This is a genomic window from Halomonas sp. DP8Y7-3 (assembly GCF_019801675.1).
In the GTDB taxonomy this organism is placed as follows: Bacteria; Pseudomonadota; Gammaproteobacteria; order Pseudomonadales; family Halomonadaceae; genus Halomonas; species Halomonas litopenaei_A.
The window spans coordinates 61746-77495 of record NZ_JAHVIO010000004.1 but is presented as its reverse complement, the minus strand read 5'-3'; the positions used below and the strand labels follow the sequence as shown (position 1 = coordinate 77495).

Below are 15750 nucleotides of genomic sequence, written 5' to 3'. Positions count from 1 at the left end.
TGGTGTAAATCGCTACCCCATTACCCCTGGCAACCACAGTACGATGGCCGGCCAGGCGGTGATCAGGGCAACAAAGCTGAGCATGACGGCCAGGAAGGGCAGGCTGCCCAGCATCACGTCGACGATGGAGCCGCGCCCGCGTACTCCCTGCACCACGTAGAGGTTCATGCCGATGGGCGGAGTGATCAGCGAGATTTCCATCATGATCACCAGAAAGACGCCAAACCACACCGGGTCGATCCCGAACTGCACCACCATGGGCACCACGATGGGCACGGTGGCGATCATCATCGATAGCGTCTCGAGGAAGCAGCCCAGTACCAGGTAGAACACCACCAGGGCCAGGATCAGCCCCAGCGAGGTCAGACCTAGCTCAGACACCCATTGGGTCAGGGCGAAGGGAATGCCCAGGATGCCGACGATGTAGTTGAGAAAGAAGGCCGCAGCGATGATCAGCATGATCATGGCGGTGGTACGGGCCATCGAGAGAAAGCACTCGTGCAGCATGGTGAGCGATAGCTTGCGATTGATCGCTGCCAGTACGAGGGCCGCGATGACCCCCAGGGCGGCCGCCTCGGTGGGGGTCGCCCAGCCGCTGTAGATGCTGCCGATGACGATGGCAAAGACGAAGGCCGGCGGCAGTAGGTCGACCAGCGAGCGTAGCCGCTGGGCCAGCGGCACCCGTTCTTCGCGGCTGCCTGCCACGCCAGGACGCAGCAGGCTGATGGCCATGATCACCAGCATGAAGGCGGCGGCCAGGGCGAGTCCCGGCACGATACCAGCAATGAACAGGGCGCCGATGGAGGTATTGGTGATGGCCCCGTAGATGATCATGTTGATGCTGGGAGGAATCAGGATGCCCAGCGTTGCCCCGGCCGCCAGGGTGCCCAGCGCCAGTCGCTCGCTGTAGCCGCGCTCATTGAAGGCCGGTAGCGCCACGGTGCCGATGGTGGCTGCGGTGGCCACCGACGAGCCGGACATCGCGGCAAACACGGAAGAGGCGCCGATATTGGTGTGGAGCAGGCCTCCGGGCAGACGATTGAGCCATACCGACAAGGCCGAGTACATGCGTTCGGTAATGCCCGCACGCAACAACAGTTCTCCCAGCAGGATGAACAGCGGAATCGCGGTAAGAATAAAGTCGTTGAGGGTGCCCCAGAGCAGGTCGCCGAAGGAATAGAGTAACGGGGTGCCCAGGTAGAGCAGGGCACCGAGGGCAGCGGTGACAAAGATGGCCACGGCGACATGGATACCTACTGCCATCATGGTGATCATCAGGGCAAAGCCCAGCAGCACTTCGGTGATGGATATCATGACGGTGTCCCCCGGTCATGGATCTGGGGGGAATGCCCTTTGTGCCGAGCCTGTCCTGCTGCGGCGACACTGCGTGCGGACCCAGCGTCCACGTAGTGGCGCTTCGCCTGGTCGAGCTCGTCATCGGCGCTGGGCGGGTCGCAGTCCGCATTCAGCTGAGAGAAGCGTCCGCGACACAGCTGGGACAGCGCCTTTCCGGCGGCGCGCAGCGTGACCAGGGCGAAGATCGAGAGCCCGATGAGCCACAGCGACTGCGGAATCCACAGCGGCGTCTGCAGCGGTGTACTGGCGAGGCTCGAGAACTCGATGGTTTCGCCCAGGGTAGCGGCCCCGCGCCACAGCATGAACAGCGAAAAGCCACATAACAGCAGCTGCGCGACGGCGTTGAGCAGCGCCCGCATGCCCTGGGGCAGCCGGGTCAACAGCACGTCGACCCGGGTGTGAGCACGCTGAGTCAGGGCAAAGGCGAAACTGGCGGCGACGCCGATGGCCAGCACATAGCCGCCTATCTCATCGACCCCTTGTAGCGAGAAGGCGAAGAACTTGCGGGCCAGCACCTCGAAGGTGATCAGTCCGGATAACACCAAGGCACCGTATCCGGCCGCCAGGGCGGCACCACGAGACAGGCGGACAAGGCGTGCATCGAGGCCCTGGGACCTGTCCGACGCTGGCGCATCAGCATGACGAAGGTGAGGCATGGGAGCTCCTTGGGGGCCGCCAGGCGGCCCCACCACCAGGAAAGGACAATGACGAGACGGCGTCAGGGGGCTTCAGCGGTCAGTCCGGTGACCTCGCCAACGCTTGCGTTCCAGAGCGCAGTACATTCGGGGTAGCGCGCATCACAGGTGTCCGCCCACACCGGCAGTACCGCCTCGGTGGTGATCTGCTCGATACGCGTGCGGGAGTCCTCGTCGATCTCCACCAGGGTCATGTCGTAGGCGGTGTGATTCTCGCAGCTCGGCTGGCCGGTGTTGCAGGCGATGGCATCGTCATTGACGCTATAGGCCAGCTCCCACATCTGGTCCTCCAGGCGGGCGAAGGCCTCGGTCAGGGAAGCCTGCTGCTCGGCGTCGAAGCCGTTCCAGGTATCCAGGTTCATGAAGTGCCCCTGGACCGAGTAGGACAGCGGCAGCGGCACGAAGTGGTCGGTCACCTCTGGCCATTTGCCGTTGCTGCCGGCGGAGGGTGCGGTGACGCCACAGTCGGCCACGCCGCGCTGGAGGGCCAGGTAGACCTCGCTGAATTGCAGCGTCACCGGCACCGCGCCGAGCCCTTCCACCAGGCGTGACATCGACGGGGTGAATACCCGCACCTTCTTGCCAGCCAGGTCGTCGGCGCTGTCGATGTCGCCATTGCAGAACATCATCTGCGGACCGAATGGCCACAATGTCATCAGCTTGGCGTTGAAGCGTTCCTGCAGGCGGGCGTCGAAGTCGGCACGGAAGGCGTCCACCGCCTCGCGTTGCTGGTCCAGATCGGCGGTGACGCCGGCCAGGTCGATACCTTCGAAGAAAGGCTCGTCTCGTGAGGCCATGCCGATCTGCACCGACATCACGTCAAAGGCGCCTGAGCGGATGTTGCGCAGGGCGTCGGCGGCCTCCACTCCGATGGCATCCATCGGGTTGTAGCTGACCGTCAGGTCGTCACGCGCGTCCAGCTCGGCGAAGAAGGGGCGTTCCACGCTGTCGACGTGAAGCTTGTTGCCGGAAAAGTTGCCGGCGACACGCAGCAGGGTGTCGGCCTGAGCCTGACTGGTGGCGATCCATAGGGGGGCAGCGACGAGCGCACCAAGCGCCAACCGGCCGGTTCGTGTTGCCAGGGGAAACGTCATCATCGGAGCACCTCAATGTTGTTGTTGGATAGGGTGTTGGGTGGTTCGCAGGACGGGCGTCAGCGCAGTCGAGGGTCGTGGAACAGCTGGCCCCAGCCGCGGATGTCGGCGGGGTTGCGGCCAGCCAGCGCCAGGCATTTCCATACCGTGACGCTGACCGAGTCATAGATCGGAATGCCGATCTCGGCCTCCAGCGCTTCGACAATGCCGGCACCACGCAGATTGGTGCAGAGAATGGTGATGGCATCGGGCTTGGCCCTGGCGACGTCGCGCACCATGTCGGCAAGGGTGTCTTCGCTGTACTCGGAAAACGAGAAGTTGCCGCGATCGTTCAAGTGGCGCTCGGCGACCACCTCGATGCCTTCCTGCCGATAGTTGGCGACGATCGCCGCCTGGATATCGTCCAGGTAGGGGGTGACGAGGCCTAGCCGCGTGACGCCGGTGCGCTGGAGCACCTCGTTGAGTGCCAGCACGCTGCTCGTTGCCGCAACGCCGGTGGCATGGGTGATGGCCTCGCATAGCCGACGATCGGCGTCGAAGCCCAGCCAGCTCGATGACGTGCCGTTCCAGGCGATGACGTCCATGTGGGCGTCATGCAGAAGGCGGGCGGCGTCCAGCTGCGGCTGTGGGTCGAACTGAGCGAGGGCCGCTTCGCTCAGCGAGATTTCCTTGACCGTGAAGCGCTGAAAGTGCGCGCTGACATGGGGCATCAGGTCGTGAAGAATCGCGCTGGTATAGGGTTCCAGTACGGTATTCGACGACGGGGTCAGCATCCCCAGGAGTGTGCGGTGCATGGGCGGTGGTTCCTTGCCGGGAGTGGCGATTGCCAGGTGTTGTTATTGTCGTGCAGCAGCGGATGCGGTCTGGCATCTGGCGTTGCGCTCCCGTCAGGACGCGACATGCTACACTCAGAGTCATTAAGGAATTCGGAATTCCAAATTTCTACGACCTTTTCAGCATTGCACAACGCCAAGTTTTTGCAAGTACACTGCGATGTCCTGGCGTAAGTGATGTGTGACGTCGACCGCTGTCAATGCAAGGAGTAAGCATGAACGAGCCCGCGAAAAAGGAGGTGCTGTCGGCGCCAAGAGCCGCACCACTCAAGCGTTCCAGCCTGTACGAGGCCGTTGCAGAACGCCTGCGTGACATGGTCATGGAAGGCGAGCTGGCGCCGGGCAGTCGCATTGCCGAGAAGTCCTTGTGCGAGGCGTTCGGGGTGTCGCCAACCCCACTGCGACAGGCGCTCAAGGTGCTGGCAAGTGAAGGACTGGTCGAGATGCTGCCCCATCGAGGCGCCCGGGTGACCACGGTGGACAGGGAGGAAGTGAGGGACCTGTTCGAAGTGATGGCGGCGCTGGAATCCCTGGCGGGCAACCTGCTGGTGGTGCGCGCCAGCGATATGGACATCGCACAGGTGCGTGCGCTGCATGATGAGATGATGGAACACTTCAACGCCAACCGTCGTCCGCAGTACTTTGCCCTGAACCAGCAGATCCACGCTCGCCTGGCCGAGCTGTCGGGTAACCGCGTGCTGAAGGATCTTGAGCAGTCGCTGACGCTGCGCATCACCCGCGCACGCTACGTGGCCAATCTGGATTCGGCCCGCTGGGAAGAATCCGCCAGGGAGCACACCTACTTTGTCGAGGCCCTTGAAGCGCGGGACGCCCAGGCACTGTCGGAGGCGCTGAGCCTGCATATGCGCAAGACAGGCCAGGCCATCCTGCAAGGCCTGCCCGCCAGCCCCTGAGCGCGGTCGTCGCGCGTCCGCTTTTTTCTCGGCTCTTTCTGCTCCTCACGGCCAGCTCCTCACGGCTAGCTCCTCACGGCTAGCTCCGTTCGCCCCCTCCGTGTCTCCCTGCCTCCTGCAGACGGTCTCTTCGGTCTGCGGGATGGCGGCCCTTTGGCGTCCGTGAACCGGGTCGTTCTGTGTAGTGGTTAATTTTTTAAAACAGTAATTAATTGAAAAATATAGAAATATAAAAAAATAGTATTCAAGATTTGGAATTTTCAAAGACATTCGACTAAGGTCAAAGCATGGTCGCTCGGGAGGCTCCATGGTGGGCCTGCCTGGTGGCTCTGCTTCGCTAGCGTGCTTCTGCATGACGCCAATAACGCCAATAACGCCAATAAAAAGGATTGCCTGATGTCGATGATCTTCCGCTCCCCCCTGATGACCGCTGGCGCACTCGCGCTGGGACTGTGCACACCCTTGCTGGCCCAGGCCGACAACCTGCGTTTCGGCGGTAACTTTGCCACCGACCACTCCAGTAGCCGCGCCATGGAGCGCTTTGCCGAAAACCTGGCTGAGCAGAGCGATGGCGAATTGACGGCCCAGCTGTTTCCCAACATGCAGCTAGGGGGTGCCGGAGAGAACCTTGATCAGGTCAGCTCCGGCGCCATCATGGGCAGCTGGATCGGTATCTCGTATCTGTCGCGGACGGTGCCGGAACTTGAGGCCCTGAGCCTGCCCTTTGCCTTCGACAGCCGCGAGGATGCCTTCGCCCTGATCGACGGTGAGGTCGGAGACCTGCTCAACGAGAAGTTGGCTGAGGCGGGATTCGTGGCGCTGGGTTACATGGAGCTTGGTTTTCGCCATGTCACCAACAACGCGCACCCACTGACCTCCATCGATGACTTTTCCGAGCTGAAGATTCGCCTGCAGCCCAATCAGACGCATCTGGATACCTTCCGTGCTATCGGGGCCAACCCGGTGTCGATGGACATCAAGGAAGTCTACGGTGCCCTGCAGCAGGGCGTGCTCGACGGTCAGGAAAACCCCTACAGCATTATCGAGACCAAGCGTCTGGACGAGGTCCAGTCCTACCTGTCCGACACCGGACACTTCTATGACTACATCGTGGTGGTCGCCAACCGTGACAAGGTCGAGGGCCTCAGTGACGACCAGCGCGAGATGCTGATGAGCGCCATGGACGAGGCGGTCGCCTGGCAGCGTGAAACCGCCGCGGCAGAAGACGACCAGGCCCGTGAGACCTTGATCGAGCGGGGCATGCAGTTCACTCCCATCAGCGACGAGACCCGTGAGCAATTGCGCGAAGCGAGCCAGGGCGTGGTCGACGAGTTGAGAGACAAGATCGGCGCCGAGCTGGTCGACAAGGTCATCGAGGAGCTGGGGGCATGACACGGGCCTGGCAACGTCCGGAGGCCCACGCCCATGCATCCGGCCGTCGCCACTTGCTGCAACTGCTGGCCTGGATGGATCGGGGCTCCTACTACGCCATCCTGTTGACCATGGGGCTGATGACGATCCTGGTGTGTGCCCAGGTAGTGGCACGCTACCTGCTGGGCACCAGTATCGACTCCGCCGATGAACTGTCGCGACTGTGCTTTGTCTGGGCGATCTTTCTGGCCATACCCCATGGAATCCCGCGCGGCGTGCATGTCGGCATCGACGCCCTGGTCAGCCACCTCCCCACCGGCGCACAGCGCCGGCTGGGCCGGCTGATGGCCGCCCTCGGCGTGCTGCTGATGGTGGTGCTGGGGGTGGTCAGTCTGGGAGCCGTGATCGACAAGTGGCCTCAGCTGATGCCCACCATGCCGGTCACGGCAGCCGTGTTCTACGTCGCGGTGCTGGTCTCGGCGATCCACTGTGCCTTGCACCTGCTGGCTCAGGTACTGGAACTGACGCCCCTGCAGGCGCTGCCAGGGGAGTCGCCGGAGCAGCCCTCGCAGGTGATCGATGGGCAGCGCTCATCGGCTGATCCGAATCAGGAGACGCGCCCATGACGACAGCGATTCTGGTGAGTTTTGCGCTGCTCGCACTACTGCGGATGCCGCTGGCCTTTGCCCTGGGGCTGGCCTCGCTGGTGGGACTGCTGGTGGGCGGTATGGACCTGGCGGTGCTGCCCCAGCGCATGATGCATTCGGTGGACAGCTTTCCGCTGATGGCGATTCCGCTGTTCATGCTGGCAGGGGAGCTGATGGTTGCTGCAGGCATCCTCCAGCGCCTGGTCGATTTCGCCAACTCCCTGATCGGCCGGGTGCACGGCGGTCTGGCCCATGTGGCCATCGTGGCCGGTATGGTACTGGCAGCGGTCAGTGGCGCCGCGGTCGCCAGTGCCAGCGCCCTGGGCAGCTCGCTGGTGCCGTCCATGCGTCAGCAGTACGACACGGGCTACAGCAGTGCGGTGGTCGCCTCGGCGGCCAATCTCGGCGCCATCATTCCCCCCAGCAACGCGATGATCGTCTACGCCTTGATGGCGGGCTCCAGCGTCTCGGTGGGCGGGCTGTTCATGGCAGGTATCGTGCCTGGCGTCGTGCTGGCGCTGGGGTTCATGGGCCTGGCCAGCTGGCTGTCGATGCGACGGGGCTATCCGTTGGCGGGGGGAGTCATCGGCCTGCGACATGTGCTGGTGCAGACCTGGCGGGCGCTGCCCATCCTGTTGATGCCGATCGTGGTGGTGGGCGGCATCGTGGCCGGCGCCTTCACTCCCACCGAAGGAGCCGGCATTGCGGTGCTCTACGCTCTGCTCATCGGCTTCTTCGTCACCCGACAGCTACGCCTGTCGCATCTGCCCAAGGCCATGTTCAACGCCGCGGTAACGGCAGCCATGGTGGGAGCGCTGATCGCCTTTGCCTCGACCATGACCTTCGCCTTCACCATTGATCTGGTGCCGATGCGCCTGACCAGCGCGCTGCAGGGGCTGACCAGCGACCCGCTGATGTTCCTGCTGCTGGTGATGGGGCTCTTGATCCTGGTCGGCATGTTCGTCGAGTCCAACGCCGCCTACATCATGCTGGTACCGCTGCTGGCGCCCATCGCCCTGTCCTACGGTATCGACCCGCTGCTGTTCGGCTTTCTGTTCGTGATGAACCTGGTGGTAGGCATGATGACGCCACCGGTGGGCGTGCTGCTGTTCGTGATGTGCGGCATTTCCAAGATCAGTCTGCACGAGCTGATGAAGAGCGCCTGGCCTTTCATCGTCTTTCAATACGTCGTCCTGGTGGCCTGCATCGCCTTCCCCTCCCTGGTGACCTGGCTGCCGCGAACGCTGGGCTATTGACCGGCCTAGGGCCACGCTGGGTCACCCTTGCCGGTGTTCGCTGTGGCCATGGCCATGCGTGACAACAACAAGAGACTGCTATGAAACTGCTGGTCATCAACCCCAACATCTCCGAGAGCGTCACGACGCTGATCGAGCGAGAAGCACGCCTCAGCCTGCGGGCTGGCGCCCAGCTCAGCATGGCCACCGCGCCCTTTGGCGTGGCCTATATCGAAACCCGTGCAGAGGCCTTGATTGGCGGCTATGCGACCCTGGGAGTTGCCGCCGAGCGCTACCCTGGCCACGACGCCGTGGTGGTGGCGGCCTTTGGTGATCCGGGGCTTGCCGCCTTGCGTGAAGCGCTGCCCGTGCCCGTGGTGGGATTGACCGAGGCGGCATTGATGAGCGCCTGCCAGCTGGGGGGACGCTTCTCCATCATCGCCATTTCCCAGCGCATTCAGGCCTGGTATCGCGAGACCGTGGAGAGCCACGGCCTGTCTTCGCGGCTGGCCAGCATCCGCGCCCTGGACCAGCCGCTGCCGGATATCGGCAACGTGCAGCTGGATCAGGGCACGCGCCTGATCGAGCTGGCAGAACGGGCGGTCAGGGACGACGGTGCCGATGTCCTGATACTGGCGGGCGCCCCGCTGGCCGGACTGGCCCGCGACGTCGCCGACCGACTGCCTGTGCCGGCCCTGGATGGAGTGAGCTGTGCCATCGTCCAGGCCCAGGCGCTGGTCGAGCTTGGTCGGGGCAAGGGTGGTGTCGCCAAGGCAGGTAGCTATGCCCCGCCGCCGAGCAAGGCGAGCCTCGGGCTCGGTGACGCGATGACGGCTCTGATCGGACGGCAGCCGACGTGACAGCCCGACTGGGCGCGCAGCACTGCGGCTGCCTTCCAGCAGCCCCTCGGGCGTCCTGACGTCATTCGCCTTGGCGTCGGGTCGCTCGCTATACTCCTCGCTCGGCCAATCTCTCCACCTGCTTCGGACATCGGTCAATGGATGCGACCCAGGATGACAGCTCCACCGCGCCAGCACGCTCAAGCGCGCTTCACCGGCGCAGGATACAGGCGCCATCGTTGGCGGATGAAGCCTACGAACTGCTCAAGGGGCTGATTGTTCAGGGCGAGCTGGCGCCGGGTGAGCGCCTGCTGGAGCCTGCGCTGTGCCGTCGCCTGGGTATCTCGCGCACGCCGCTGCGCGATGCCTTGAACCAGCTGGCCGGTGAGGGACTGGTGACCTTGCGGCGTAATCGTAATGCGCTGGTGACCCGGCTGGACGGCGCCGAGTTACGTCATCTGTTCGAGGTCGAAGCCGGGCTTGAAGCCATGGCCGTCGAGCTGGCCGCCCTGCGCATGACGGCGACCGAGCTCAAGCGCCTGACCAACCTGCAGGAGCGTCTAGAGAAGCAGCATGCCAAGGGGGACCGGGACGGCTACTTCGCGACCAACACCCGCATCCATGCACTGCTGGTCGCGGCGGCGCGTAACCCGGTGCTGGTGGAGACCCATCAGCGCCTGCTCGGTCGCCTGGAGCGGGCGCGCTACCTCGCCCTGGATAAGCTTGGCCGCTGGCAGGAATCCACCGACGAGCACCGCGCGATCCTCGACGCGCTTCACGCACGTGATCCGGATCTTGCGCGACGGCGCATGCACGATCACGTGATGCATACCGGGGTGGCCATCAGCGCCCTGCTGGCTCCCTGAGTGCCGGGTGCAACGTCAGTGCTTGAGCGCCAGCCAGTGGCCCCCACTATGGTCCAGTTCATCCAGCTCGGCGTGGTAGAGCTCTGACAGGGCGTCTGCCCGCAACACCTCCGACGGTGCGCCACTGGCAATGCGAGTGCCCCTGTCCATCAGCCACACCCGGTCGGCGTAGGCATTGGCCAGGTTGAGGTCGTGCAGCACGCAGATCACTGCCAGGTCCTGCTGTTGCGTCAGCCGCTCCAGGCAGCGCATCAGCGCCTGGCTCTGGCCAATGTCCAATGCGCTGGTGGGTTCATCCAGCAGCAGGTAGCGAGTGCCCTGACTGGGGCCCGCCAACTGGCACAGGGCGCGGGCAATCATCACTCTCTGCCGCTCCCCGCCAGACAGCGTCTGCACATTGCGCTGTGCCAGGTCGCTCAGCTCGAGTCGTTCGAGCCATCGCGCGACCTCATCTTCGTCACATTGGGCGCCAAGGCCGGCCAGCTGATCTACCCGCCAGGCAAACACCGGGCTTTCCTGCTGGGCCACCAGGGCGCGACGCTGGGCCAAGTCGTGGGGGTGCCAGTCATCTAGCGGGCGCTGATCCAGTGTCACGCTGCCCTGGGCAGGCTTGCGAAAACCGCTTAACAGCCCCAGCAGGGTACTCTTGCCCGCGCCATTGGGCCCAAGAATGGCCAGAAAGTCACCGCTGGCGACGCTGTCACTGAGGCGTTCCACCAGTGGCGGTGTGGTCAGGCTGGCAGCATGCAGTGTCAGCATGAGGGGCGCTCCCGGATCAGTAGCCAGAGAAAGTAAGGGCCGCCGATCAGGCTGGTCAGCAGGCCTACCGGAATTTCGGCCGGATTGGCCAGTCCCCGCGCGAGTCCGTCGGACACGATAAGCAGCAGCGCGCCCCCCAGCATCGAGGCCGGAATCAACAGCCGGTGGCCTGGGCCCAGCCACAGCCGCAGGCAGTGGGGGATCAACAGGCCGATGAAGCCGATGATGCCGGCCAGCGCCACGCTGGCTCCGACGCCCAGCGCGGTGGCCACCACCACCCGCCGACGCAGGCGCGAACTGTCGAGTCCAGCGGCGTGGGCGGTGATATCCCCCAGCTGCAACAGGTCCAGATCACGGGCGCTTCTGAGAAGTATGATGATGACGACCGGCGCCACCAGCCACAGGCCAATGACCGCTGGCCACAGGGCATTGGCCAGACTGCCCATGCCCCACAGGCTCAACTGCCGAAGCTGTTCATCGTTGGCGATAAAGGCCAGCACGCCGCCTCCGGCGGCGGCCAGGGTGTTGATCGCCAGGCCCGCCAGCAGCAGGGTGAACAGGGCACTGCTGGAGGCCGCGCCCATCAACCCACGCTGACTGATGGCGAAGACCAGAAGGCCGACGGTGAAGGCACCGACAAAGCCCGCGATGCAATGGCCATAGAGGCCAAAGGGCGAGCCTTCAGCCTCCAGCAACACGATCCATAGCGACACCGCCAGCCCCGCGCCGCTGGCCATGCCGAGCAACGTCGGATCTGCCAAGGGGTTGCGAAACAGGCCCTGCATCGCCGCGCCGCTTCCCGCCAGCAGCATGCCCACCCCCAGCCCGAGCAGCAGCCGGGGTAGCCGTAGCTGCCACCAGATGGTCAGGGCCTGCTGATCGACGGCAGGTGTCAGCTGGTCCAGTGACAGCCCCAGTGGGCCGGTACAGGAGAAGATCACCAAGGCCAGCAGCACGGCCAGGGCCAGGCCGGTGATGGCCCGGTGCGGGTTTCTATGGGGTCCTGGTTGAGGCGCGCTGGCGGCCGGGGCCGGGGTGACGGCAGCGGTGCTCCTGGCCGATGTCACCGCTGACTTGCGATGACCACCGGTGACGGTACGCCAGGGTATGGATCTCATGGCTGGTGGTCTGGCGTGAGTGACTCAAGCGCGCCGTGCAGTTGCACTAGCGCCGCAGGGGTGCGCGGCCCCATCGACAGCAGCGCACTGCTGTCGATGGCGACGAGGTGGTGCTGACGCCCGGCCGGTGTCTGTGCGAGCCCCGGCAGTTGCCATAGTCCTTCGTCGCCGCCCAGCGCATCGAGCCCCGCCTGGGGCACGATGACCACATCCGGCGCGGCAGGGATGATGCCTTCCGCCGAGACTGGCTTGTAGCCGGACATGGCGGCGAAGGCATTGGTGGCGCCGAGTGCCTCGATCAGGGGCTGGGCCAGGGTATCGTGGCCACCGACCATGGGTGTCATGCCGCCGTGATGCAGTAGAAACATCACCTTGAGACCACTTAACGGCGGCAGCGACGCCAGTTGTTCAAGGTCCTTGTCGAGTTGCTGGGTCAGCTGTTGACCCTGCTCCTCCCGGGACAGCGCCGTGGCGATGGTGTCTACCTTGTGGGCGATACCGGCAAGTCCCTGCTCGCCGGGTACACGGATCAGTTCGACACCGCTGGCGTCGAGCTGAGCCAGGGCCTGCTCGGGGCCGGCGGCATGTGCCGCGATGATGCGCTGGGCGCCAAGACCGAGCACGCTCTCCGCCGATAGCCTGCGCAGGTAGCCCACCGATGGCAGGTCGGCGAGGGCGGGTGGGTAGCTGACAGTGTCGTCCCGAGCGATGATCGACGCCTCGGCGCCCAGCGCCGCCACGATCTCCGCCACGTCACCTCCCAGCACCAAGGTGGCGGGGGGCTCTGCCTTGGCCTGGCTGAAGGCGCCAAGCCAACACACCAGGGCTGCGCTCAACAGGGTGCAGAATCGCCGGGGCAGGACAAGCGTCAACATGATGCGCTCCTTCAGGCGGCCTGGTGATGGACAAGGCGATCGAGCAGGGTGCGCCACAGGCGAGATTCGGGCTCACCTTCACTGCGCTCGGCGTAGATCTGAAGGGCCAGCTCACCGTGCTGGTCAAAGGCTTCGAGACTCGTCACACCGCCGTCCCGGTTGGGCTTGTGCACCGTCCAGACCTGGTCGATGCAGGTGTCGTTCAGGTGCAGGGTGGCGTCATCCATGAACAGGTTCAGCCAGCCTCGCATGCGTTGGGGAGGCACAATATCCCCGGTGCGAATCTGCACACAGCCACGGCTGCTGACGAACAGCATGAGCGGCAGCGCTTCAGCCGCTGCCAGGTCGAGCAGGCTAGCGACGCTGGATGTTGGCAGCGCCTGGGTAAATTCCCCTTCCATCAGGCGGTTGGCATCAAGGCGGCTGAGGTGGTGACGACGCAACAAGGCAAAGAACTGGTGCACATCGGTCATGCTGCCCCAGTCCTGCTTGAGGCCCTCGCGCGCGGCCGCCGGGATCTCGCTCGCGCTGGGTGTCGCTTCGTCGACGAAGCAGGGAGCGTCGCTGGTGCCTTCTTCCCATATCTCCTGCCAGCGCGAGAGATGACGTTCGCTGACCGAGAAGGCCTTGTGCACGGCGTGGCCGGATTGGTCGAATACCTGCAGGCTCCAGCGCTCACCCTCCGGAAGTTCATCACGAATCAGGCAGGCCCAGTGCCAGCGGGAGAAGATCAAGCGCAGGTCGAGGCCACGCGGCGCCAACAGCACCCCCGCATGGGGGCCGCCCTGCAAGCGGGGGTACTCGCCGGTCTGTTCCAGTACCGCGAGACGCGAGCGGGTCAACGCCTTGACCGGGCCCAGGGTGTGCAGCATCCCGGCGATGGTGGTCGCAGCGTAGGGCAGGGTCATGACGTCCTCGCCCAGACGCGAGGCTTGCAGGGCGCCTTCGCTGACGCCGATACACTCCGCCATACTGATCGCCGGGGTGCGTGGGTTGGTCTCTCGCAGTGCGCGGAAGGCATCGAGAATGGCGTTGCGTTGATCATCACTCATGGCGCATCTCCTACCACTGATAGCTGATATTGGCGAGCAGGCTGCGGCCGTCGCCGAGACTGCCGTCGGGGCGATACCACTGCTGGTCGGCGACGTTGGCCAGACGCAGCGAGGTCGATATCGCGTGACTTGGCTGCCAGGCCAGCTGCAGGTCGTTGAGCCCATAGCCAGGCAGGCGACTGCCGTCTCCGGTGTCATCGAAGTCGCGGGCAAAGCGCCCTCGCCAGCCGACCGTCAGGTCAGCATCGGAAAAGTGCCAGTCGGCGCCGAGGGTGGCCTCCAGCGGCGTCTGGCGCTCCAGGTCTTCGCCGCTATCACGGTCCTTGCCCGAAACGCGTGATACCGACACAAAGGTGTCCAGGGGCGGCAGGGCGCTGGGCTGATAGCCCAGTCTCAGGTCGTAGCCCCACAGGTGCGCGCGGGAGACGTTGACGGCCTGGGTAGTCCCGGCGAACAGGTCGACGCTGGTATCGATGAAGTCGTCGGCCTTGATATCGAAATAGCTGCCGCGCACCGACCAGTCACCCTGCTGCCAGCCAAAGCCGGTCTCCCAGGTATCGCTGGTTTCAGGGTCCAGGTCGGGGTTGGGAATCCAGAAATTGTCGGGTACGCAGAAGAAAGGACCACCGCAAAAGCCCGCGAAGTGGCGATCGTTGGCATACAGCTCATTGAGTGTCGGGGCGCGGAAGGCCTCGGCATAGCCGGTATAGATCACCCAGGCGTCGGTCGGACGCCAGGACAGACGAACCTTGGGGGAAAGCTCGTCTTCGTCGCTATCTCGGCCAGCATTATCCTCGGCGTCATAGCTGTCGTAGCGCAGGCCCAGGCCCAGGTCGAACTGTCCTATGCCGCCGTCGTGCAAATAGCGCCCTACCGTCAAGGTATCGTCGAGATAGACCGACGACGTATCGATATCGGCATCGGGGAAGCCCGTCGCACCGCCTGACGGGTCCTGTTCGGCGCGCTCGAACTCGATGCCAAAGGCCAGGGTCTGATCGAGCCATCCATGGCTCAGGTGGTGCACGCCATCGCTCTGGATGCCATAGCGCTCAAGGGTACGATCACTTTCGTCATCGATGTCCTGGCGGCTGAGGCTGAGGCGTGTTTCGAGGAAGCTTGTCTCGCTGGGTGTCCAGCGGTGGGCCAGCTGGGCGTTGTCACTGGTGACCTCACGGTCGATCAGTGGATTGCTGGGGTCAGGATCGATGACCTGCGGATTCGATGGCTGGCGGCTGTCCTCGTCGTAATGCTGCCAGCTGGCGGACAGCTCCTGGTGGTCGGCAAACTGCCAACTGCCCTTGGCCAACAGGCTGGTCAAGTCGGCATCTTCTTCTGCCTGCTGGCCGCCGGCACGGCGAATGTCGCCAGAGTCGGAATAGCCGATGGCCACCAACCCCTGACGCGCTCCTGTACCACTACCCTGCCGTCCAAACAGGGTTACCTGAGAGCCCAGCTCATGGGCGGCCGTCGCGCCGGAGACCGACAGCCGAGCGCCGCTGTCCTCCCCTGGTGCGAGCAGGTCCTCGGCGTCGACGGTGGTGACGCTGACCACACCCCCCATGGCGTTGCCCCCATACAGGCTGGACAGAGAGCCACGGGCAATCTGTACCTGCTGGATCAGCCCGGGGTCGAGAAAGACGTTGCCAATATGGCCGGTGTCGATGTCCTGGCGCACCCCATCCAGCCGGATCTGCACGCCGTTTTCATCGAAGCCCCGCATGGTCAGAAACTGGCCGTTGCGGCGGCCGCTCCCGGCAACATGAACGCCCGGCTGCTGTGCAATGACGTCTTCCCAGCGGGTTGCCGTCGACAGTGCCGGGTCATCGCGCTCGATCACGTCAATGATCATCGGCGCCCGATGGACGTCGCCAGGCAGGCGCGTACCGGTGACTACCATGGGATCGAAGGCAGGGTGAACCGCCCCGCTGCCGCCCGTAGGGGAAACGAGAGGCTGAGCCGATAGCGGTGATCGGGTCGGCTTCGGTGAGTCGGCGCTGTCGGCAAGGGCAAGCGTAGGTGCCAGCAGTAGCACGGGCAGCCAGCCAGCGCCCGTCGAGACAAGTTTCATGGGCTTTCCTGGTCAGTTTGCTGGCTTG

15 protein-coding genes are annotated in these 15750 nt (G+C 64.4%); 6 read left to right on the top strand and 9 right to left on the bottom strand.

Annotation, left to right across the window (positions count from 1 at the left end; all coding sequences use genetic code 11):
- Positions 1 to 12 precede the first annotated feature (12 nt).
- From KUV86_RS05545 to KUV86_RS05530, 4 genes are all read right to left on the bottom strand, one after another.
- Entirely contained in the window at positions 13 to 1314 is a 1302-nt protein-coding gene (locus tag KUV86_RS05545) for a TRAP transporter large permease (protein ID WP_222483974.1), read from the bottom strand.
- A complete protein-coding gene (locus KUV86_RS05540) occupies positions 1311 to 2012 on the bottom strand; it encodes a TRAP transporter small permease subunit (RefSeq protein WP_222483973.1) in 702 nt (233 codons plus the stop codon). The genes KUV86_RS05545 and KUV86_RS05540 overlap by 4 nt, the downstream gene beginning before the upstream one ends.
- 62 nt (positions 2013 to 2074) lie before the next feature.
- On the bottom strand, positions 2075 to 3148 hold the full coding sequence (locus KUV86_RS05535) for a TRAP transporter substrate-binding protein (RefSeq protein ID WP_206943831.1): 1074 nt from the start codon (positions 3146 to 3148) through the stop codon (positions 2075 to 2077).
- Positions 3149 to 3204: 56 nt separating this feature from the next.
- Positions 3205 to 3939: an aspartate/glutamate racemase family protein gene (locus KUV86_RS05530; protein WP_222162453.1), complete on the bottom strand. Its 735-nt coding sequence runs from the start codon at positions 3937 to 3939 to the stop codon at positions 3205 to 3207.
- Between the two features lie 254 nt (positions 3940 to 4193).
- Here KUV86_RS05530 and KUV86_RS05525 point away from each other — a divergent pair, with 254 nt between their 5' ends.
- The 6 genes from KUV86_RS05525 (at position 4194) to KUV86_RS05500 (ending at position 9850) form a co-directional block, all read left to right on the top strand.
- Entirely contained in the window at positions 4194 to 4892 is a 699-nt protein-coding gene (locus KUV86_RS05525) for a GntR family transcriptional regulator (protein WP_222483972.1), read from the top strand.
- A 396-nt stretch (positions 4893 to 5288) separates the two neighbouring features.
- The gene (locus KUV86_RS05520) at positions 5289 to 6284 is read left to right on the top strand and encodes a TRAP transporter substrate-binding protein (RefSeq protein ID WP_222483970.1); all 996 of its coding nucleotides are present in this window, start codon (positions 5289 to 5291) and stop codon (positions 6282 to 6284) included.
- Positions 6281 to 6889 (top strand): TRAP transporter small permease, encoded by a 609-nt coding sequence (locus tag KUV86_RS05515; protein WP_206943836.1) that lies wholly within the window; start codon positions 6281 to 6283, stop codon positions 6887 to 6889. Before KUV86_RS05520 ends, KUV86_RS05515 begins: the two co-directional genes overlap by 4 nt.
- Positions 6886 to 8166: a TRAP transporter large permease gene (locus tag KUV86_RS05510; protein ID WP_206943837.1), complete on the top strand. Its 1281-nt coding sequence runs from the start codon at positions 6886 to 6888 to the stop codon at positions 8164 to 8166. Before KUV86_RS05515 ends, KUV86_RS05510 begins: the two co-directional genes overlap by 4 nt.
- 80 nt (positions 8167 to 8246) lie before the next feature.
- Positions 8247 to 9005 carry an aspartate/glutamate racemase family protein gene (locus tag KUV86_RS05505; RefSeq protein ID WP_206943838.1) on the top strand — a complete coding sequence of 253 codons (759 nt, stop codon included), beginning with the start codon at positions 8247 to 8249 and terminating at the stop codon, positions 9003 to 9005.
- Positions 9006 to 9142: 137 nt separating this feature from the next.
- Positions 9143 to 9850, top strand: a complete 708-nt coding sequence (locus KUV86_RS05500) for a GntR family transcriptional regulator (protein WP_222483968.1) — start codon at positions 9143 to 9145, stop codon at positions 9848 to 9850.
- Between the two features lie 15 nt (positions 9851 to 9865).
- Here KUV86_RS05500 and KUV86_RS05495 read toward each other — a convergent pair whose 3' ends face one another.
- From KUV86_RS05495 to KUV86_RS05475, 5 genes are read right to left on the bottom strand one after another with little or no spacing between them, the layout of a single operon-like run.
- Positions 9866 to 10609, bottom strand: coding sequence for an ABC transporter ATP-binding protein (locus KUV86_RS05495; RefSeq protein WP_222483966.1), 744 nt, complete (start codon positions 10607 to 10609; stop codon positions 9866 to 9868).
- Positions 10603 to 11727, bottom strand: a complete 1125-nt coding sequence (locus tag KUV86_RS05490; RefSeq protein ID WP_222483964.1) for a FecCD family ABC transporter permease — start codon at positions 11725 to 11727, stop codon at positions 10603 to 10605. Before KUV86_RS05490 ends, KUV86_RS05495 begins: the two co-directional genes overlap by 7 nt.
- A complete protein-coding gene (locus KUV86_RS05485; RefSeq protein WP_222483962.1) occupies positions 11724 to 12602 on the bottom strand; it encodes a hemin ABC transporter substrate-binding protein in 879 nt (292 codons plus the stop codon). Before KUV86_RS05485 ends, KUV86_RS05490 begins: the two co-directional genes overlap by 4 nt.
- 11 nt (positions 12603 to 12613) lie before the next feature.
- Positions 12614 to 13654: a ChuX/HutX family heme-like substrate-binding protein gene (locus KUV86_RS05480; RefSeq protein WP_222483956.1), complete on the bottom strand. Its 1041-nt coding sequence runs from the start codon at positions 13652 to 13654 to the stop codon at positions 12614 to 12616.
- A 10-nt stretch (positions 13655 to 13664) separates the two neighbouring features.
- Entirely contained in the window at positions 13665 to 15722 is a 2058-nt protein-coding gene (locus tag KUV86_RS05475; protein WP_261397551.1) for a TonB-dependent receptor domain-containing protein, read from the bottom strand.
- Positions 15723 to 15750: the final 28 nt, after the last annotated feature.